This window comes from Flavobacterium sp. UBA7682 (assembly GCF_002482945.1).
GTDB lineage: Bacteria > Bacteroidota > Bacteroidia > Flavobacteriales > Flavobacteriaceae > Flavobacterium.
In genome coordinates this window covers 65,411-84,750 of sequence record NZ_DLGY01000009.1, presented here as the reverse complement: position 1 = coordinate 84,750, position 19,340 = coordinate 65,411, and the positions used below count along the sequence as shown (strand labels likewise).

The 19,340-nt window shown below is 35.3% G+C and carries 15 protein-coding genes and 1 tRNA gene; 7 read left to right on the top strand and 9 right to left on the bottom strand.

Annotated elements, in window-relative coordinates; all coding sequences use genetic code 11:
• The first annotated feature begins 100 nt into the window (after window positions 1–100).
• From B3C16_RS02075 to B3C16_RS02050, 6 genes are all read left to right on the top strand, one after another.
• Window positions 101–176: transfer RNA gene (locus B3C16_RS02075), tRNA-Phe, on the top strand.
• 47 nt (window positions 177–223) lie between these two features.
• The gene (locus B3C16_RS02070; RefSeq protein ID WP_121312618.1) at window positions 224–511 is read left to right on the top strand and encodes a GIY-YIG nuclease family protein; all 288 of its coding nucleotides are present in this window, start codon (window positions 224–226) and stop codon (window positions 509–511) included.
• Between the two features lie 197 nt (window positions 512–708).
• A complete protein-coding gene (locus B3C16_RS02065) occupies window positions 709–2,877 on the top strand; it encodes a S9 family peptidase (protein WP_291128277.1) in 2,169 nt (722 codons plus the stop codon).
• A gap of 28 nt (window positions 2,878–2,905) precedes the next feature.
• On the top strand, window positions 2,906–4,597 hold the full coding sequence (locus B3C16_RS02060) for a peptide MFS transporter (protein WP_121312620.1): 1,692 nt from the start codon (window positions 2,906–2,908) through the stop codon (window positions 4,595–4,597).
• Window positions 4,598–4,675: 78 nt separating this feature from the next.
• Window positions 4,676–6,334, top strand: a complete 1,659-nt coding sequence (locus tag B3C16_RS02055; RefSeq protein ID WP_291128273.1) for a peptide MFS transporter — start codon at window positions 4,676–4,678, stop codon at window positions 6,332–6,334.
• Between the two features lie 133 nt (window positions 6,335–6,467).
• Window positions 6,468–6,935 (top strand): thioredoxin family protein, encoded by a 468-nt coding sequence (locus B3C16_RS02050; RefSeq protein ID WP_121312622.1) that lies wholly within the window; start codon window positions 6,468–6,470, stop codon window positions 6,933–6,935.
• A gap of 10 nt (window positions 6,936–6,945) precedes the next feature.
• Here the strand turns inward: B3C16_RS02050 and B3C16_RS02045 are convergent, their stop codons facing one another.
• From B3C16_RS02045 to surE, 4 genes are all read right to left on the bottom strand, one after another.
• The gene (locus B3C16_RS02045; protein WP_291128270.1) at window positions 6,946–8,973 is read right to left on the bottom strand and encodes a ComEC/Rec2 family competence protein; all 2,028 of its coding nucleotides are present in this window, start codon (window positions 8,971–8,973) and stop codon (window positions 6,946–6,948) included.
• 40 nt (window positions 8,974–9,013) lie between these two features.
• Window positions 9,014–9,664: a C40 family peptidase gene (locus B3C16_RS02040; protein ID WP_291128265.1), complete on the bottom strand. Its 651-nt coding sequence runs from the start codon at window positions 9,662–9,664 to the stop codon at window positions 9,014–9,016.
• Window positions 9,665–9,710: 46 nt separating this feature from the next.
• The gene (gene lpxB, locus B3C16_RS02035; RefSeq protein WP_291128262.1) at window positions 9,711–10,823 is read right to left on the bottom strand and encodes a lipid-A-disaccharide synthase; all 1,113 of its coding nucleotides are present in this window, start codon (window positions 10,821–10,823) and stop codon (window positions 9,711–9,713) included.
• A 64-nt stretch (window positions 10,824–10,887) separates the two neighbouring features.
• Window positions 10,888–11,658, bottom strand: a complete 771-nt coding sequence (surE, locus tag B3C16_RS02030; RefSeq protein WP_291128259.1) for a 5'/3'-nucleotidase SurE — start codon at window positions 11,656–11,658, stop codon at window positions 10,888–10,890.
• Between the two features lie 208 nt (window positions 11,659–11,866).
• Between surE and B3C16_RS02025 the strand changes: the two genes are divergently transcribed.
• Window positions 11,867–14,143, top strand: a complete 2,277-nt coding sequence (locus B3C16_RS02025; RefSeq protein WP_291128256.1) for a carboxy terminal-processing peptidase — start codon at window positions 11,867–11,869, stop codon at window positions 14,141–14,143.
• Between the two features lie 43 nt (window positions 14,144–14,186).
• Here the strand turns inward: B3C16_RS02025 and B3C16_RS02020 are convergent, their stop codons facing one another.
• Genes B3C16_RS02020 through mreC form a run of 5 tightly spaced genes read right to left on the bottom strand, consistent with a single transcriptional unit; the run spans window position 14,187 to window position 19,314 of the window.
• On the bottom strand, window positions 14,187–14,735 hold the full coding sequence (locus B3C16_RS02020; RefSeq protein WP_291128253.1) for a hypothetical protein: 549 nt from the start codon (window positions 14,733–14,735) through the stop codon (window positions 14,187–14,189).
• 49 nt (window positions 14,736–14,784) lie between these two features.
• Window positions 14,785–16,047 (bottom strand): rod shape-determining protein RodA, encoded by a 1,263-nt coding sequence (gene rodA / locus B3C16_RS02015; protein WP_121312627.1) that lies wholly within the window; start codon window positions 16,045–16,047, stop codon window positions 14,785–14,787.
• Window positions 16,048–16,059: 12 nt separating this feature from the next.
• On the bottom strand, window positions 16,060–17,991 hold the full coding sequence (gene mrdA / locus B3C16_RS02010; protein ID WP_121312628.1) for a penicillin-binding protein 2: 1,932 nt from the start codon (window positions 17,989–17,991) through the stop codon (window positions 16,060–16,062).
• Window positions 17,988–18,494, bottom strand: a complete 507-nt coding sequence (locus B3C16_RS02005; protein WP_291128247.1) for a rod shape-determining protein MreD — start codon at window positions 18,492–18,494, stop codon at window positions 17,988–17,990. Before B3C16_RS02005 ends, mrdA begins: the two co-directional genes overlap by 4 nt.
• The gene (gene mreC / locus B3C16_RS02000) at window positions 18,487–19,314 is read right to left on the bottom strand and encodes a rod shape-determining protein MreC (RefSeq protein ID WP_121312630.1); all 828 of its coding nucleotides are present in this window, start codon (window positions 19,312–19,314) and stop codon (window positions 18,487–18,489) included. The genes B3C16_RS02005 and mreC overlap by 8 nt, the downstream gene beginning before the upstream one ends.
• Window positions 19,315–19,340 lie beyond the last annotated feature (26 nt).

The window sequence follows — 19,340 nt, the reverse complement described above, 5'->3', positions numbered from 1 at the left end:
AGATTTTTTTTATTATTTGTTTTGGATAAATTAAAAATCGTTCTATATTTGCACCCGCAACACCCAAGGCATACAGCCGAAAGAAGCGTAGCTAAAGCAAGGTATCTTAGCTCAGTTGGTAGAGCAATGGACTGAAAATCCATGTGTCCCTGGTTCGATTCCTGGAGATACCACCACAAAACCTCGATAAGAAATTATCGGGGTTTTTTGTTATTTTTACAATATGCATTTTCTTTATGTACTTTATTCCGCTTCAGCCAATAAATTCTATGTCGGAGAAACTAATGATATAGATAATAGGTTATTGAAACATAATAATCACTCATATGATGGCTCTTTTACTAAAATAGCTGGAGACTGGAAAGTTGTTTTATTGTTTGAATGTATTTCAAAAGATCAAGCTTTTAGACTTGAGAAATTTATAAAGAAAATGAAAAGTAAAATCTTCATTGAAAAAATCATTGTTAATCCAGAAATCTTGATAGATATTATTTCAAAAAATAATTTTTAATCCATATGTCACTGGTTTCCCCTAAGCTTCGGGGCTGGAGATACCACCACAAAACCTCGATAAGAAATTATCGGGGTTTTTTGTTTTCGATAATTCTACAAGTCAAAAACCCATCTGAAACTGCATTTAACATAAAAATATGAGGTAGTTTCTAATTTTTTCACTAAAATTGACCTCTTTTATAATCAATCTTTACAATGAAATTAAAACAAGCAGTTGTACTGTTCCTATTATCGTGCTTTTCAGTATCGGCACAACAAAAAATAAGTGTAGAAGAAATTTACACAGGAGCATTCAGAGCTCAAGGCATGGACGAACTCATTGCCATGAAAAATACCAACCAATACACCGTGCTCAACTTTGACAGAAACACGAGAACTATGCAAATCGATTTATATGATTTTGCAACCCTAAAAAAAATCAATACTTTAATTGACACTAAGAACTTCTCAGAATTAGCCAACGGTATTGACAGCTACGTTTTCAGCAAAGACGAAAAGCAATTGTTGATTGCTAATAATACCAACCCAATTTTTCGTCACTCCTTTACCGCAGATTATTTCCTTTACAATTTAGAGACTAAAAAGTTAACCAAAGTGTTAGAGCAAGCCCAAGAACCAACCTTTTCTCCGGATGGTTTTAGAATAGGTTTTGCGAAGAACAACAACCTTTTTATTTATGATGTCGCTTCCGCAAAAGTTACTCAGGTTACGAGAGACGGAAAGAAAAACAGTGTCATTAATGGTATCACGGATTGGGTTTACGAAGAAGAATTTGCTTTCGTGAGAGCTTATGATTGGAGTGCCGATGGGAAAAAACTGGCATACATCCGTTTTGACGAAAGCGAAGTCCCTGAGTTTTCAATGAATGTTTTCAAAAAAGATTTGTATCCAACGGTGGAAACCTTCAAATACCCAAAAGCAGGCGAGAAGAATGCTTTAGTTTCTTTATATGTTTACGATGTGACTTCGGCTGCTTCAAAAACTATCAATTTAGGTAATTACAATGATTTCTACATCGCCAGAATGAAATGGACTAATGATGCCAATGTTCTTTCGGCCCAAGTCTTAAACCGTCACCAAGATAATTTAGACTTGCTTTTTATTGACGGAACTACCGGAACTGCGAAAGTAGTTTTGAACGAAAAAGACAAAGCTTATGTAGATGTAACCGACAACCTAACATTCTTAAAAGATAATAGTTTTATCTGGACATCCGAAAAAGACGGTTACAATCACATTTATTTGTATGACAAAACCGGTAAGTTGAAAAACCAAGTGACCAAAGGCAATTGGGAAGTCACGTCTTATTATGGTTTTGATGAAAAAACAAAAACAGTTTTCTATCAATCGGTTGAGAATGGTTCAATTGTGAGAGATGTATACCGAATTGGGTTAGACGGAAAAAATAAAGTAAAATTATCACAACAAGTAGGAACGAATGCTGCGACTTTTAGTCCGAATTTTGAGTATTTTATCAACACCTATTCGAGCGCGACCCAACCAACAGCTTATACTTTGAACAGTTCTAAAGACGGAAAACAAATTCAATCCATAGTTGACAACAAAGCTTTAGCTGAAAAACTTAAAAAATACGATTTACCAAATAAAGAATTCTTCGAGTTAACTACCGAAAAAGGGCACAAGTTAAATGCTTGGATGATCAAACCCAAAGATTTTGACGCCTCAAAAAAATATCCGGTTTTTATGTTTCAATATTCCGGTCCCGGTTCGCAGGAAGTGGCTAATAATTGGTTAGACACCAACGACATGTGGTTTATGATGTTGGCGCAACAAGGCTATATTGTAGCTTGTGTGGACGGAAGAGGAACCGGTTTTAAAGGCGCTAATTTCAAGAAATGTACCCAAAAAGAATTAGGTAAATTTGAAGTTGAAGACCAAATCGATGCCGCAAAAGTCATCGGAAATTATACTTATGTAGATAAAGCCAGAATCGGTATCTTTGGCTGGTCTTATGGCGGATTTATGAGTAGCAACTGTCTTTTTAAAGGTGCTGATGTTTTCAAAATGGCGATTGCGGTGGCTCCGGTAACCAATTGGAGATTCTATGATAGCATTTACACTGAAAGATATCTGCAAACACCACAAGAAAACGCCAGTGGTTATGATGATAATTCACCTATTAATCATGTAAGCAAATTGAAGGGAAAATTCCTTTTAATTCACGGAACCGCTGATGACAATGTACATGTTCAAAACACGATGCAAATGATTGAAGCCTTGGTGCAAGCCAACAAACAATTTGACTGGGCGATTTATCCCGACAAAAATCATGGAATTTATGGTGGCAAAACCAGAATCCAATTGTATAACAAAATGACGAATTTTATCAAAGAGAATTTATAACTAATCAATACATACTAAAACCAATTTTATGAGTGAAGCTACAGTAAAAACAGGACATCCAAAAGGACTTTGGGTATTATTCGGAACCGAGATGTGGGAAAGGTTCAACTTCTACGGAATGCGAGCAATTCTAACCTTATTTATGGTGAATTCATTGATGATGAAAGAAGAGGAAGCTTCTATTATTTATGGAGGATTTCTTGGGCTTTGTTATTTGACACCAATGTTAGGAGGCTTTATTTCTGACCGTTTTTTCGGAAATAGAAATTGTATTATGCTTGGAGGTGCCATGATGGCGATTGGACAATTGATGCTGTTTTTTAGTGCCAGCGTTTTTAGTACCAATTTAGGTTTGGCGAATACCTTAATGTGGACAGCCTTAGGTGTAATTGTTTTTGGTAATGGATTTTTCAAACCAAATATTTCTTCAATGGTGGGAAGTTTGTATCCAAAACAAGAAAAATCAAAATTGGATACTGCTTTTACTATTTTCTACATGGGAATAAATATTGGAGCATTTTTAGGTCAGTTTATCTGTCCGCTTATTGGAGATGTAAAAGATCCGGGCGGTATAAGAGATGTTCATGCTTTCAAATGGGGATTCTTGGCAGCATCGATAGCGATGATTATTGGAACGGCTATTTTCTTTTTCTTGAAAAATAAATATGTAGTTACACCGGAAGGCAAACCAATTGGTGGTATTCCATCAGGAAATGATGCAGGAGATTATGAAGAAGGCGAATCACAAAAAGCGGTGTTTTCTATGAAGTCAATTGTTACTGCACTTGCTGTTTTTGCAGTTGTCTTCTTTATTTTTAATTATTTTACTGAAGGTGAAAATGTGGTAAAAATCTACATTTATCCATTTATTTATGCTAGTGGCGTTTCACTTGCCACTTTAATATTGTTAGATAGTACATTGACCAAAGTAGAAACCCAACGTATTTGGGTAATTTACATTATGTCGTTCTTTATCATTTTCTTCTGGGCGGCTTTCGAACAAGCAGGTTCGTCGTTAACATTCATTGCTGACAACCAAACCGACAGAAATATGTTTGGTTGGAATATGCCACCATCAATGGTTCAGATTTTTAACGGTTTATTCGTTGTAATCTTCGCTTTCCCTTTCAGCGTGCTTTGGGACAAGTTAAGAGCCAAAAATAGAGAGCCGCTTTCAACAGTGAAACAATCGATAGGATTGCTTTTAATTGCATTGAGTTATTTTATCATAGCCAATAATGTAAAAGATTTGGGGAACTCAGGGTTATTAGCCATCAAATGGTTGATTTTGTTATATTTAATCCAAACATTTGCTGAGTTGTGTTTATCTCCAATCGGATTGTCTTTGGTTGGTAAATTAGCACCAAAGCGTTTTGCTTCATTAGCCTATGGTGTTTTCTTTATTTCGAGTGCAGCCGGATATGCTTTATCCGGAACTTTAGGCTCAATTTTACCAGCAACAGGAGATAAATTCAAAAAAGCGTCTGAATTAGGGATTGATTTGCAAGGTGTTTTAGACAAGTCAGTCATACCAACTGCAGAGCAAACTAAATTATTGGCGGAAAACCAAATTACTGATCATTATCCATCATTTGCAGGCTTTGAAATTACTAGTTTGTATGAATTCTTTATGGTGTTTGTAGTGCTTTGTGGAATTGCTTCTATTATTTTATTCTTATTGACACCGGTAATCAAAAAAATGATGCACGGCGTGAGATAATCACAGATTAAAAATATTTTTTATATCTTTCAAACCTACAAGAAACCCTTGTAGGTTTGTTTTTTAAATTAAGAAATTATGTGGAAAAGTCACCCTAAAGCGCTGCCTTATTTGTTTTTATCCGAAATGTGGGAACGATTCGGATACTATTTAATGATTGGTATTTTTACCTTGTATCTTAAAGATGTTGAGGCAGGTTTTGCCATGACCGAGAAAGAAGCGTCTGATTTGTATGGCACTTTTATCGCTTTGGTATTCTTAACACCTTTTATTGGAGGCTTGGTTGCCGATCGTTATTTCGGTTATAAAAAATCAATTGTGATTGGAGGTTTGATGATGGGTGCCGGATATATGCTGATGGGAATTCATGACATTACTATGCTTTATGTCGCTATGACTTTGGTTATTGTTGGAAACGGATTCTTTAAGCCCAATATTTCTACACTTTTAGGGAATTTTTACAACGACGAGCAATACAAAGACAAGAAAGACGAAGGTTACAACATTTTCTACATGGGAATCAATGTCGGTGCTTTTATCTGTAATTTCTTTGGAGCCGCTTTGCAAATAGTATTAGGTTGGCAATACGCTTTTATGGCTGCCGGTGTCGGAATGCTTATCGGTGTTGTGGTATTCTTAATGGGAACCAAACATTACGGAGATAAAACCGAGAAAAAGGGGATTCAAGAAGGCGATATGCCATTTTATAAAATCGTGTTGTTTATTTTGGTTCCATCGGTAATCTTCGGAGTAATCGGTTGGTTTTTAAAAGGAGTACTTTCAGAGGCCAATCCGGATAGCTCCATCTTTGGTTCGGATAGTACCGATGCGTTTATCTTCGCTTGTATTCCGGTGATTTTCTTTTACGGAAGTTTGTATTTCAAAGCCAAAGCCGAAGACAAAAGACCCATAGGCGCTTTGTTGGCCATTTTTGCGGTGGTGATTTTATTTTGGGCAGTATTCAAATTGAATGGTTCTGCACTAAATACTTGGGCTGACCGTTATACCGATAGAGAAATCACAGGTACAACGCAAACGGTTTTTAACAGCTTGAAATTATCTAAAGAAGTTGAATATAAAAAGGATTCTACAGAGTTGTATGATTCCGGATTCCGTCTTCAAAAAGAGAATGGAGAAGTAAAAAAGGTAGTTGATTATCCAATTTATTTCAGAAACGTAAAAGAAGAAAAGAAACCTGAAGAAGGAAACAAAATCAGTATTTGGGCCACCAATTTGAGTCAGTCCATCAATCCGGGTTGGGTAATTATTTTGACGCCATTGATAGTCGCCTTTTTTACCTATTTGAGAAGTAGAAAAAAAGAGCCGAGTACACCAACAAAAATTGCTTTTGGATTATTAATTTCAGCCTTATCTGTTTTAGTAATGGTCGCTGCGGTTCATATTGGTAACAATGGAAGCGAGAAAGTTTCCGTTTGGTGGTTGGTCGCTAATTATGGCGTAATTACTATTGGAGAACTTTTCCTCAGTCCAATGGGATTATCCGTTGTTTCTAAGTTATCCCCAAAAAATATTACTGCCTTGATGATGGGCGGTTGGTTTTTATCAACTTCTATCGGAAACAAATTGAGTGGCGTTTTGGCCAGTATGTGGGATACTTACGATGATAAAGCAGACTTTTTTTGGGTGAATTTCGGTTTGTTGATGTTTGCTACTTTATTGATGTTTGCTTTGGTGAAAAAATTGAATAAAGTGATGAAAGAAAAAGGAATTAATTAATTCCATAACTTTAATATTTTGTTTATTGATGTCATTAATTTCATTTTCTGAGAGAAAAATTAAGGCAAGATGTAAAATAGCCGACAGTTTTTGGTACTGTTTTTGTTTATATTTGTAAAAAAAATAATAACACATGAAAAAATTAATCCTTACGTTATTCCTGGTTTTAGGGTCATTAACGATACAAGCACAAGAATTAACCTGGCAAACCGATATCAATAAAGCCATGGAAATTTCAAAAAAATCTAAAAAGCCATTAATGTTATTTTTTACCGGAAGTGACTGGTGTGGTTGGTGTATCCGTTTGCAAAAAGAAGTTTTAAAAACACCTGAGTTTGCTAAATGGGCCAAAGACAATGTTGTTTTAGTTGAATTAGATTTTCCTAGAAGAACTGCACAACAACCCGAGATTCAAAAACAAAACATGGAGTTGCAACAAGCTTTAGGGGTAAGAGGTTATCCAACAGTTTGGTTTGTTAATGCTACTAAAAAAGACGGAAAAATAAACTTAGAACAATTAGGAAGTACAGGTTATGTTGCCGGTGGACCAACACCTTGGTTAGAAGGTGCCAAACAAATATTAGCACCAAAAAAAGCATAACTAATCAGCATTAAATTTTATAGAATCCCTTTTCATTAGTATAGTGAAAAGGGATTTTTTCTTTTCGGCAAGTCGATTCCCAAAGTCTTACATAGCTTTTAAAATTCGAGCCATCTACAACAATTTCTTTGGGTTTATATACTGTGAGTAAGCGTTCAAAATTGAGCTTTGGCGAATGGGTAATGATTAAAACATCGGGTTTTATTTTCTCTGAATAAACGGCATAACTGTCAATCAACATTATTCTTTTGTTTTTGAAATAGAATACATTTTGTAGTTTCTTTTTTTCTTTGGCTTCACAAAAGTTGCCAACCAAATACGATTGTACAGCAAGATTGTTTTCTAATGATTTCAATATGCTATCATTGCTGTAAACTGTCACAAATCTATTTTGCCTTTGGGTAATAATAGTGCTCTTTTTTGTATTGAAAACAATCAATTCTTTCACGTTGTTTGTTTTGAATTTAGTGTCAATATAAACAATTTGTAATGCTATAGTGCTCAGTAAAGCTATTGACAATCTTTTGAATTCAGGTTTTTTTAACCAAACTATTATAGCGATAATCATTACATAGGAAACCCAAAGCATTGCAGTGGTAAACGAAATATTGCTGAGGACAAAATCCTCAAAAGAAGCTATCCAATTAATAATATGGTTCTGAAGTTCTATCAGGAATTCCAAGGGTTTCACCACAAGAAAAGAGACTTTTCCGAAACAAGCTGTTATGATGGCGATCAAACCTACAATCATTATAATTCCGAGTAAAGGCAGCACGATGATATTGGTTACAAAAAACAATCCGGGGAATTGATGAAAATAGTATAGGCTTAAAGGCATGGTGCCAATTTGTGCCGCAAATGAAACCGTTACGATGTCCCAAATGTATTGGGTGATTTTATATTTTGGTTGCCAAATTTCAGATAGTAAAGGTTGTAACCAAAGAATAAAAAACAAGGCCAAATAACTCAGCTGAAATCCAATATCAAACAAAAATGAAGGTTTCCAAAGGAGAATTAATAGCATAGATACTAATAACGTATGAAAATTATTTACGGTTCTTCTGAAATGATTCCCAACAGCTACAAAGGAGAACATAGTCACAGAACGCACTACCGAAGGCGCTAATCCGGCTAAAATCCCATAACTCCATAGCGATAAAAGAATAATAATAAGTTTGATTACAGCATTTCTTTTGGTATTCGCCATTGGCTTCAAAAGAAAAGTAACAAACAGTAAAATGAAACCAACATGAAGTCCGGAAACAGATAAAATGTGGACAGCGCCGGCCAATTGGTAATCTTTCAAAACTTCCGGTGAAATGTCTTGTTGTTGCCCTAATAACAAAGCAATCATTATATTGAGTTCTTCTGTTTTAAAACGAGAAGCTTTCAGATTTTGAATGATTTTAGTGCGAAAATTAGAAAAACCTGACCAAAGCGTTGACTCGAATTTACCAATTGTCATTTGTTTTTCATCAATATAAACTTGTGCATAAATCTCTTGATTTTCCAAATACTTACCATAGTCAAACTGATTAGGGTTAAATGGATTTTTGCTTTTATAAATACTGCCTGTAACTTTGACATGGCTGCCAATTGGGAAATCTTCAATCTGATTAGGTTTTCTAATATTGAGAATGATTTTGCCAAAACTTTGGTGGTTGTCAATGGTATGTATTACCGAGACATAACGGGAATTTTTGGGAGTACTTTTTAATTTTTCATGAACAACAAGTTTGATTTCATGAAATGAATCATCTTCAATCTGATTGAGATAATGATTTTGGCTTAAAGTTTCTTTGTGAAAAATACAAGTCGAAATACCAATATTGAATGAAATCAGTAAAGTTAAAGTCCCAAAAATGAATCGGTAAATCGGTTTTTTTTTAGATAAAAAATGAAAAAACAATAAAAATAGAATTCCAATCAAAAGACTTATAAACACCAAAAACGGCTCAGGTTGGTACTTTTGATAGAAAATTATGCCTAGAATAAAAGTTAGCGTAACTCTTGCTAATGGAAATTGTAAGATTTTCATGTAACTAAATTACATGAAATTTTTAAAATATGAAAGAAAATTACATTAAAACACGATTTATTTGTACGAAAGTTCTATTGTAATAAGGTTCTTTAGTCGATGAAATGATAACGCCACTTTGGGTAGAAGAGTGAATAAATTTGACTTCATCATGGCTGACTTCAACGACCATACCAACGTGGTTGATTCTTCGCCCACGATTGATGAAGAAAATCAGGTCGCCTTTTTTGGCATCTGATAAGTCAACTTTAGTACCAACAGTCGCCATTTCATGAGACGAACGCGGTAAAGTAATGTCAAATTTTTTAAAAGTTGAATAAACTAAGCCTGAACAATCAAAACCGGATTTTGATGTGCCGCCGGGACGATAGTTAACCCCTAAATTGTCTGAAGCACTATTGATAAGTTGCTTGATTAAATAACTCGCATCTTCACTTTCGATGACAATATCTTCGTCATTTTTATGGTTAACGCCGCCGGTTTTTTTGGAGGTGTTTTGCTTTTGAGTAAGGTCTTTGTTTTGGTTTTTCTTTTTCTTTTCAGCACTCTTCACTTCTGAAACAGCAAGGTTTTTTGGTTCGGTATAAAGTCCTTTTTTAACTGCAACTTCCTTTGAAGTTACAATGTTAGACGTAGGTTTACAAGCGGTAAACAAAAGTAAGATAAGCGATATATAGACTATGTTTTTCAAATAAAAGTGTTTTTACAAAAGTAAAAAATAGAGTTTGGAATCAAAACTACTTCAAATCATTTATGATAAATTTAGCAGTTTTTTCACTGGCACCAATACCTCCTAATTTGGTTTCCAATTGGTTGTATTTTTCCAAAAGTGATTTTCGGTGTTCTTCGTTAAGTAACTTAGAAAGCTCTTTTTTTAGATTTTTTGTATTGAATTTGTCCTGAATTAACTCGGTCACCACTTCTTCGTCCATGATTAAATTCACCAAAGAAATGTATTTTAAGGTGATGATTCTTTTGGCAATTTGGTACGAAATAAAACCACCTTTATAACAAACTACTTCTGGTACTTTAAACAAGGCTGTTTCCAAAGTCGCCGTTCCTGAGGTTACCAACGCTGCTTTGGCAACACTCAACAAATCATACGTTTTATTCGAAATGAATTTGACATTTTTATTGGTCAAAAACTGTTCGTAAAAATGATAATCCTGGCTAGGCGCACCGGCAATCACAAATTGGTAATCGCTAAAATCATTCACAATGCTAAGCATGACGCTGAGCATTTTTGAAATCTCTTGCTTGCGACTTCCGGGCAGGATGGCTATAATAGGTTTGTCATCGAGATTATTGTCTTTTCTAAAAGTAACTTCGTCAGTTTTTACACGGTTGTGAATGGCATCTATCAAAGGATGCCCAACAAAATCAACCTTGAAATGGTGTTTGACTTCAAAGAAATCTTTTTCAAAAGGCAGAATTACAAATAGTTTGTCGAAATCTCTTTTGACCGCTTTGATTCGGTTTTCTTTCCAGGCCCAAATTTGTGGCGCAATATAGTAATGGGTTTTGATACCGCGTTCTTTCGCCCATTTGGCAATTCGCATATTAAATCCCGGATAATCTATAAAAATAATCACATCTGGATTAAATTTTTCGATATCGGCTTTACAAAATTTTATGTTATTTAGTATGGTTTTCAGATTCATTACTACTTCAGTAAATCCCATAAAGGCTAATTCTTTGTAGTGTTTAACCAAAGTACCTCCGACACTTTGCATCAAATCGCCACCCCAAAAACGAATCTCGGCAGATTCATCTTCTTTATAAAGCGCTTTCATCAAATTGGATCCATGCAAATCGCCCGAAGCTTCGCCGGCAATGATGTAGTATTTCATTTTTTGCGTGTTTATTTTCTATTGGTAAAAATGCAGTCGCTACGCTCGTGTCATTCGTAATATTTTATAAATCCCAAGAATTTAATTGTTGAATGGCATGATGCGCCGTCAAATCAAACTGAACCGGAACTACGGAAATATAGCCTTTCGACAAAGCCCATTCATCGGTATCTTCGCCTTTATCTAAATTGACAAATTCGCCGCTTAACCAATAATAATCTTTGCCGTAAGGGGTTTGTCTTTTGTCAAATTTTTCCATCCAAATGGCTTTCGCTTGGCGACAAATTTTGATGCCTTTGATATCATCATATTTCAATTTCGGGAAGTTGACGTTTAAAACCGTACCTTCCGGTAGTTTTTTGGTCAAAACTTCTAAAGCAATTTTCTTGATAAATGGTTTGATGGTTTCAAAATCGGCGTTCCAGTCATAATCTAATAAAGAGAATCCAATTGCCGGAATACCTTCAATGCCTGCTTCAACTGCTGCACTCATAGTTCCCGAATAAATCACATTGATAGAAGAGTTAGAGCCGTGATTAACGCCTGACACGCACAAGTCAGGTTTCTTTTTCAAAATTTCATTAACTGCCAATTTTACACAATCCACCGGCGTTCCGGAGCAAGCATATTCCAAAATCGCTGCGTTTTCGGCAGAAATTTTATTTAAATACAAAGTACTGTTGATGGTAATGGCATGACCCATGGCGCTTTGCGGACTGTCAGGAGCAACAACAATTACGTTGCCAATTTCAGCCATAACGGCAATCAGAGCGCGAATTCCCGGAGCATTAATGCCATCGTCATTGGTAACTAAAATAGTAGGTTTGGTAATCATGTTTTTAATTTCCGGTTTTTAGCACAGTTTTTGACTGTCTTGTTATTAAGGCAAAATTAACCATTTTAAGGCTTTACAGCGATACAAATTTTTATAACTTTGAACCAATTGCGATTCTTAAGTGAATGAATGAAATGATTTTTAACAAAAAATTATCTGATCAGTAAATCCTTGGCATGGTTTTTTGTTTAATTTAGACCAATAATTAATGAATGTTATAATGCAGTTTATGAAAAGAAATTATAAAGCACTATTGATAGTTTTGACACTATCAGTGGCCTTATTGGGGTTTAGTTTATTCCCGAGTAAGAAAGAATCAGACCCGGAAAAAGATAAGTTATTAATTGAATTATTGGCTTTTGTCATAGAAAAAGGACATTACGATCCGGCGACTGTTGACGATACCTTTTCAAAAGGTGTTTACAAGGATTATTTGAATGCTTTAGATCCGTCAAAGCGATTCTTTTTGCAATCGGATATTGAGGATTTTGCCAAATATGAAACGCAAATCGATGATCAGATTTTAAACAAAGAATTATCGTTTTTCGACTTGACTTACACTCGATTAATGAAGCGTATGGAGGAAAGTAAAAGCTATTATAAAGAAGCTTTAGAAAAACCTTTTGACTATAAAAAAGACGAGACTTTCAATGCAGATTATGAAGTTATGCCTTATGCAAAATCGGTTAAGGAATTAAAGGAAAGATGGCGTTTGCAAGTCAAATTATCAGCTTTGTCTTCATTGGTTGAAAAGCAAAAACTGCAAGAGGATTATGCCAAAGATTCTAAAAAATCAATCGAAGAAAGACTCAAAGAATACAAAGAAAGTTTAGGGGAAAGAATAACGCCTGAATTGGAAAATAAATTTGTGGAGAATGCTAAGAAAAAACAATCGGAAGCGCCAAAAACATACGAACAATTAGAAAAAGAAACGCGTGAAAGCACTTTGAGTTCTTTGAATGACAATTTCAATTTCATTAAAGATTTAGATCGCGAAGATTGGTTTTCAGTTTATGTAAATGCCATTGCTTCTCGTTTTGACCCGCACACTTCTTATTTTGGTCCAAATGAAAAAGAGCGATTCGATTTAAGTATGAGCGGAAAGTTAGAAGGAATCGGTGCTCGTTTGCAAAAGAAGAATGACTTCACTGAGATTTCTGAATTGATTTCAGGCGGTCCGGCTTGGAGAGGAAAAGAATTAGAATCAGGTGATGTTATTTTAAAAGTAGCACAAGCCGATGGAGAACCGGTGGATGTAGTCGGCATGCGTTTGGATGATGTGGTGAAAAAAATCAAAGGACCAAAAGGAACTGAAGTTCGTTTGACCGTTAAGAAAACAGACGGAACCATAAAAGTAATTACCATCATCAGAGATGAAGTGGAAATTGAAGAAACCTATGTGAAATCAAGTGTTGTTGAAAAAGATGGTTTCAAATACGGCATCATTTATTTGCCAAAATTCTATATTGATTTTGAAGATGTAAATAGTCGTGACGCCGGGAAAGACGTGGCCATTGAAGTAGAAAGATTAAAAAAAGAAGGTGTACAAGGAATTGTAATGGACGTTAGAGATAATGGTGGCGGTTCTTTGAAAACCGTTGTTGATATTGCCGGATTATTTATTGAGCAAGGTCCGATTGTACAAATCAAATCGGCTGCCGGTAAAAAAGAAGTGTTGTATGACAGAGATGCAAAAGTACAATGGGACGGACCGTTAGTAGTGATGATTAATGAGTTTTCGGCTTCGGCTTCTGAAATTTTAGCAGCAGCAATTCAAGATTACAAACGCGGCGTTGTCATTGGAAGCAAGCAGTCTTATGGTAAGGGAACAGTTCAAAATGTAATCGATTTGAATCAGTTTGTTCGCGGTAGTACTTATGGTGATTTAGGAGCCTTAAAAACCACAACTCAGAAATTCTATAGAATTAATGGTGGTTCAACTCAGCTAGAAGGCGTAAAGAGCGACATTGCTATTCCGGACAGATATTCTTATCTAAAAATGGGTGAAAGAGATATCGAAAATGCTATGCCTTGGGACAAAATTGATGCTGCCGATTATAAAATTTGGGACAAGCAAAACAATTTTGATTTGACCATATCTAAAAGCAAAAACAGAATGCAAAATAACCCGCAATTGCAATTGATTGATGACAATGCCAAATGGTTAGACGAGAGAAACAAAGAGAACGTTTATAGTTTGAACATAGATAAATTCAAAGCGGAGCAAAAATCTTTGGAAGAAAAGAATAAAAAGTACAAACCTATTGTAGATTACAAAAATGCTTTCGACTTTAATTCGCTTCCTTATGAAGTGGAAAGCATGAAAAATGATCCTGTACTTAAAGAGAAAAGAGACAGATGGCATGAAAGCTTGTCAAAAGATATTTATATAGAAGAAGCGATTCACATTTTAAATGACTTGCAATCTGAAAACAACAAAGGTTTGTCTTCTAAATTGAAAAAGGACAAAGTAGTTAAATCTTAATTGAATTTATATAATAAAAAAGCCTCCAATTTGGAGGCTTTTTTTAATTTCTGAGTTTATTTACTTTCTTTTCTGTTTTATCAAGGTCATCCTGTAACTCTTGAATTTTGATTAATTTTTTACTGATTTTGATGTTTTCTTTTTCGATATCAATCTCAGAAATTTTTCCTTTTCGTTTACTTTTCTCTAGCTTGGCTTTTAGTTTTTCGAGATTCTTTGTCTCTTTATTAATTTTTTCTTTTGTTTTGATTAAAGATTTTTCTCCTGAAGCAATTTTCTTTTGTTCTTTGGCGAATTGTTTTTGCTCTTTCTCCAGTTTTCTTTGCTCTTTGTCTAAAGCCTTGGCTTGTTTTTCAGCTGCTTTTTTCATTTTTTCAGCCTCTTTTTCTTTGGCTAAAGCTGCTTTCTTAATGGCGGCTGCTTGTTCAGGGGATAAAGTTGCAGCGGCTTGCTCTTTGGCCTTCACCAATTCAACTTGTTTTAAAGCAATGGAGTCTGTAGGCCTGTAAACCGAATCAGTGGCTACTTGGGCAGTTAATGAAAAGCTGCAGCAAAAAGTGAGTAAGGATAATAAAGTTAATTTTGTTTTCATGACTTGGACTATTTAGTGTAATCTCAAAGTTACAAAAACCATTCCGCAATTACCATTCATTTACTTTATTAGCATCCATCTTGAGGAAGATGAAAAGCAAAATAGTGAATCCCCATAGACCGGAACCGCCATAAGAGAAGAAAGGCAATGGTACTCCGATGGTTGGAAAAACCCCAACAACCATAGCAATGTTTACGAAGAAATGGATAAATAAAATTCCGGCAACACAATAACCATAGACCCGACTAAACTTGGTCTTTTGCCGTTCAGCGAGATAAATGATACGTGTGATCAGGATGACAAATAAGGCAATGACAAATAGCGAACCGGTGAATCCCCATTCTTCGCCAACGGTGGTGAAGATATAATCGGTGTGTTGTTCGGGTACGAATCCTCCTTTGGTTTGCGTTCCTTCCAGATATCCTTTTCCAAACCAACCACCGGAACCAATAGCAATCTCGGACTGATTAGTATTATATCCAACGCCTTTCATATCAACTTCTTTCCCTAAGAGAATATTAAAACGGTCGCGGTGGTGCTGCTTGAATACATTTTCAAAGACATAATCTACAGAAAAAACATATCCGGATACGCCTACTAAAATGATTGCACTCAAAATCCAATTTCGGTCTATTATTCGGCTTCTATAGTAAATAAAAAGGATAACAGCCAACGCAATTCCAATTAGTGCTAAAGGTTTAATGACTAAAGCTAAAACAAATAATAAGATGGCTATAAAACCGGTCCAAACATACCATGCCGGCAATCCTTCGCGATAAAGCACTAAAATGAAAACCGTATAAATCAGAGCACTCCCGGGATCGGGTTGTGGCAAGATGAGCATTACGGGAAGAAAAATAATAATTAGTGCTTGTATCTGACGATTAAAGTCTTTTAAATTGACTTGTACGTCGCTCAAATATTTGGCTAAAGCCAACGAGGTAGCGGCTTTGGCAAACTCTGAAGGTTGAAGTGTAAAACTTCCTATGCCATACCAACAACGTTGTCCGGCGATGGTTTTTCCAAAGAGAAACAATCCGGCCAAGGACAATAAGGCAACGGCAAAAATGATACTGGAATATTTTTCATAGAACTTGGCATCTACCGAAAGTACCACGAAAATCATAGGAATCGAAAAAAGGATAAACAAAAACTGCTTCCCGTAAATCTGACTAAAATCAAAAATCGAAGTTTCTTGTTCTATAGAAGACAAGGAAGACGAATAAATATTCAACCAACCCATTATCACTAAGACAATATAGATGACGATACTTATCCAATCTAAATTATTTGTTACACTTTGATTTTTCATTTTTGGTTGAAATTATTGTGGAGATGTACTCTTTTTAATTTCGTTGGTGTCTTTAACGGCAGCTTTTACCGGAGCTTTAATACTCTTATTGATTAAAGTGTCAATAATCGGATTAACAATGTACTTGTTGTATTCCGCTTGAAGACTTCCTTCTAACATTCGTTTCTCTAAATCTTTTCGGGTAATTTTTCTTTTGATGTATTTTTCAATCATCAAACTCGTGATAGGACCAGCCCAACGCGAACCCCAATAGCCGTTTTCTACAAATACAGCTATCGCAATCTTTGGATTGTCTTTTGGTGCAAAAGCAACAAAAATAGAGTGGTCTTGAAGCTTGACTCTTTTACCATTTATTTTGGTGTAATTTTCAGCCGTTCCGGTTTTCCCACAGATGTCAATGCCTTCCACGTTCAACCCATGCGCAGTTCCAAGATTGTAAACATCAAATAAACCGCTAATCATTGGTTCAAAATATTTTTTATCAATGGTAGTTACGTGCTTTGTTGTGAATTTTTTATCAATTTGACCACCTTTAATCTTTTTGATGATATGAGGTGTATAATAAAAACCTCTATTGGCCACCGTCGCAATCATATTAGCCAATTGAATTGGCGTCATCAAAACTTCTCCTTGACCAATGGCATTGGAAACAATAGTTTTACTAGACCAACCCCAGCCGGGATACATTTTTTTATAGGTTTTAGAAGTGGGAAGACTTCCTTTTTTACCGGTTGGTAAGTCGTAACCCATAAATTGTCCTAACCCAAAACTTTTTAAATGTTTGCTCCAAGCATCAACACCAGCAGGAGCGCTTTGGAATTTATTGATGGTTTTCATGTAAATGCTGGCAAAGTAAGTGTTGCACGAATTGTATATTCCATTGTGCAAAACAGATACTCCTGAATCATGGCATCTCATAAATCTTCCCGGAGCATAACTAAAACCATGGTGACAAACAAAACTGGTATTCTCATCGATTACCTCTTCTTGTAAGGCTACTAATCCTGTTAAGATTTTAAATGGAGAACCGGGTGTGTATTCTGCTAAAAGTCCGCGGTCATATAATGGTTTGGCAATAGAATCATGATAAAGCATGGTGTAATTTTTGGAACGTTGTCTTCCAACCAAAATCGCAGGATCATAAGATGGTGCTGTAACTAAGGCTAAAATCTCACCTGTGCTGGGTTCAATTGCCACGATTCCGCCACGTTTGTTAATCATTAATTCTTCGCCATATTTTTGCAATTCGGCATCAAGGGTTAGCGTAATGTCTTTTCCTTGTACGGCAATCGTATCAAATCGGCCTTCTTTATAGGAACCAATGTCACGATTGTATTTGTCTTTTTGAATGTATTTTATCCCTTTTATCCCGCGTAAAATGTCTTCGTAACTCTCTTCAACACCTTGTCTTCCAATTAAATCTCCACTATTGTAGTATTTATTTTTGGCAATGATACCTTCATTTACTTGGGTGATAAAGCCAAAAACATTGGCTCCAAAAGCTACTTGGTAATCTCTCAAAGAACGCTTTTGAATATAAAACCCGATAAACTTTCTTTGCATTTCCTGAAAGGCGGCATATTCTTTTTTGTTCAACTGTGCTAAAAATACCGACGGAAGGCGAGGACTGTATACCTTGGCTTTCTCAATTTTTTTTATAAAATCTTCTTTGGTAATATTGAGTAAAGAACAAAATTCAGTGGTGTCTAAATCTTTGACGTCTTTTGGAATTACCATGATGTCATAAGAGGGTTGGTTGGCTACTAAAAGTTTATTGTTTCTATCGTAGATATAACCTCTTTCGGGATATTCGTATAATTTTTTTATGGCATTATTGTCGGACTTTAATTTTAAAGTATCATCAATTACTTGTAGATAAAATAATCTTATTACCAATAAAATAGCAACAATAAAAATGATTGTGGGCAACAAAACTTTTCTCATCGCTTACTTGGCTTAATGATGTAGATGATAATAATACAAGTGATTAGAGTAAAAATAGTGCTTAAAACCGTGCGTAATAAAATTTCCCAAAGAAAGCTTAGTTTAAACACTTCCAATACAAACAATATGATGTGATGCAAAACAACGGCTATTAATATAAATGAAAAGCGCTCAGGTGTTAAAACATCGTTCAGTTTGACGGTTTGATATTCGTAACTCAATCCGAAGGAAAATTTAAAAATAGCCGGTCTGAAATAAGCTAACATGATACAAGCAGCCGCATGCACTCCGCCGGAATTACAAAACATATCCATCAAAATCCCCAAAAAGAAACTCGCCATTAAAAGTCCGGTTTTGTTTCCGTTTACAGGAAAAAGGATAATGAATAAAACATAAGGAAACGGATTGATAAACCCAAACAGGTCAATTCTATTGAATATCAAAACTTGTGCTGCAAGCAACAAGATAAAGCGAGCGATATTTCCTAACAACGCACTATTCATTTTTTTTGCCTTTATTTTCTAAAGTAGAAATTTCTTCTGCATCTTTGTTTTTAATGATATACACATGGCCTAAATTGGTCATATCATTAAACAATTTGATGTTTAGGGTATAATAATTTGTTTCGTCGTCAACGTAAACATTGTCGATAGTGCCAATGCCAATATTTTCCGGGAAAATAATCGATTGTCCACCGGTTACAATGGTATCACCTTTGCGAACACCTGCCAATCTTGGGACGTCAATCAGTTGAACAAACCCTGTGCTTTTTCCGTTCCAAACTAAAGAACCAAAGTGATTCGATTTTTTGATTTTAGCATTGATTTGAGATTTGACATTCAGAATACTAATGATAGTCGAATAGTTTTTAGAGGTGTTTTCTACAATTCCGATAATACCGGCGCTGTTAATCACGCCCATGTTAGGTTTAATTCCGGAAGCTGAACCGTTGTTGATGGTCAGATAGTTTTCGTGTACACTGTAAGAATTGCGAATGACTTTGGAAACGATAATGTCTGTTTTCTTAACGCCTTTGATTGTGTCAATTTGCGGTAATTTAGTGGTGTCTTTTTGATTAAACAAAAGCGATTTCAAACGGGCATTTTCTTGGGCCAATTCATCGTTTTGAGATTTCAAATGAAAATATTCGTCGATGTTGTTGACCTTTTCATAAATTCCGCCGGTAAAGAAATTAGCCGAGCTAATCACCTTACTTTTGTGATACGAATGCGATTGAATCGTTAAAGAAAGGGATATTACCAAAAGCAGCAAAAACAGTAAGCGATTACTGTTTTTAAGTATAAAATTAAAAATTTGCTGCATTTTTAAACTGTATAATGTTTGTTGTA

Bases quoted from the DNA above. Each gene is read 5' to 3' on its own strand.
- B3C16_RS02070 (WP_121312618.1), top strand. From the start codon at position 224: ATGCATTTTCTTTATGTACTTTATTCCGCTTCAGCCAATAAATTCTAT.
- B3C16_RS02065 (WP_291128277.1), top strand. From the start codon at position 709: ATGAAATTAAAACAAGCAGTTGTACTGTTCCTATTATCGTGCTTTTCA.
- B3C16_RS02060 (WP_121312620.1), top strand. From the start codon at position 2,906: ATGAGTGAAGCTACAGTAAAAACAGGACATCCAAAAGGACTTTGGGTA.
- B3C16_RS02055 (WP_291128273.1), top strand. From the start codon at position 4,676: ATGTGGAAAAGTCACCCTAAAGCGCTGCCTTATTTGTTTTTATCCGAA.
- B3C16_RS02050 (WP_121312622.1), top strand. From the start codon at position 6,468: ATGAAAAAATTAATCCTTACGTTATTCCTGGTTTTAGGGTCATTAACG.
- B3C16_RS02045 (WP_291128270.1), bottom strand. From the start codon at position 8,973: ATGAAAATCTTACAATTTCCATTAGCAAGAGTTACGCTAACTTTTATT.
- lpxB (WP_291128262.1), bottom strand. From the start codon at position 10,823: ATGAAATACTACATCATTGCCGGCGAAGCTTCGGGCGATTTGCATGGA.
- surE (WP_291128259.1), bottom strand. From the start codon at position 11,658: ATGATTACCAAACCTACTATTTTAGTTACCAATGACGATGGCATTAAT.
- B3C16_RS02025 (WP_291128256.1), top strand. From the start codon at position 11,867: ATGAATGTTATAATGCAGTTTATGAAAAGAAATTATAAAGCACTATTG.
- B3C16_RS02020 (WP_291128253.1), bottom strand. From the start codon at position 14,735: ATGAAAACAAAATTAACTTTATTATCCTTACTCACTTTTTGCTGCAGC.
- rodA (WP_121312627.1), bottom strand. From the start codon at position 16,047: ATGAAAAATCAAAGTGTAACAAATAATTTAGATTGGATAAGTATCGTC.
- mrdA (WP_121312628.1), bottom strand. From the start codon at position 17,991: ATGAGAAAAGTTTTGTTGCCCACAATCATTTTTATTGTTGCTATTTTA.
- B3C16_RS02005 (WP_291128247.1), bottom strand. From the start codon at position 18,494: ATGAATAGTGCGTTGTTAGGAAATATCGCTCGCTTTATCTTGTTGCTT.
- mreC (WP_121312630.1), bottom strand. From the start codon at position 19,314: ATGCAGCAAATTTTTAATTTTATACTTAAAAACAGTAATCGCTTACTG.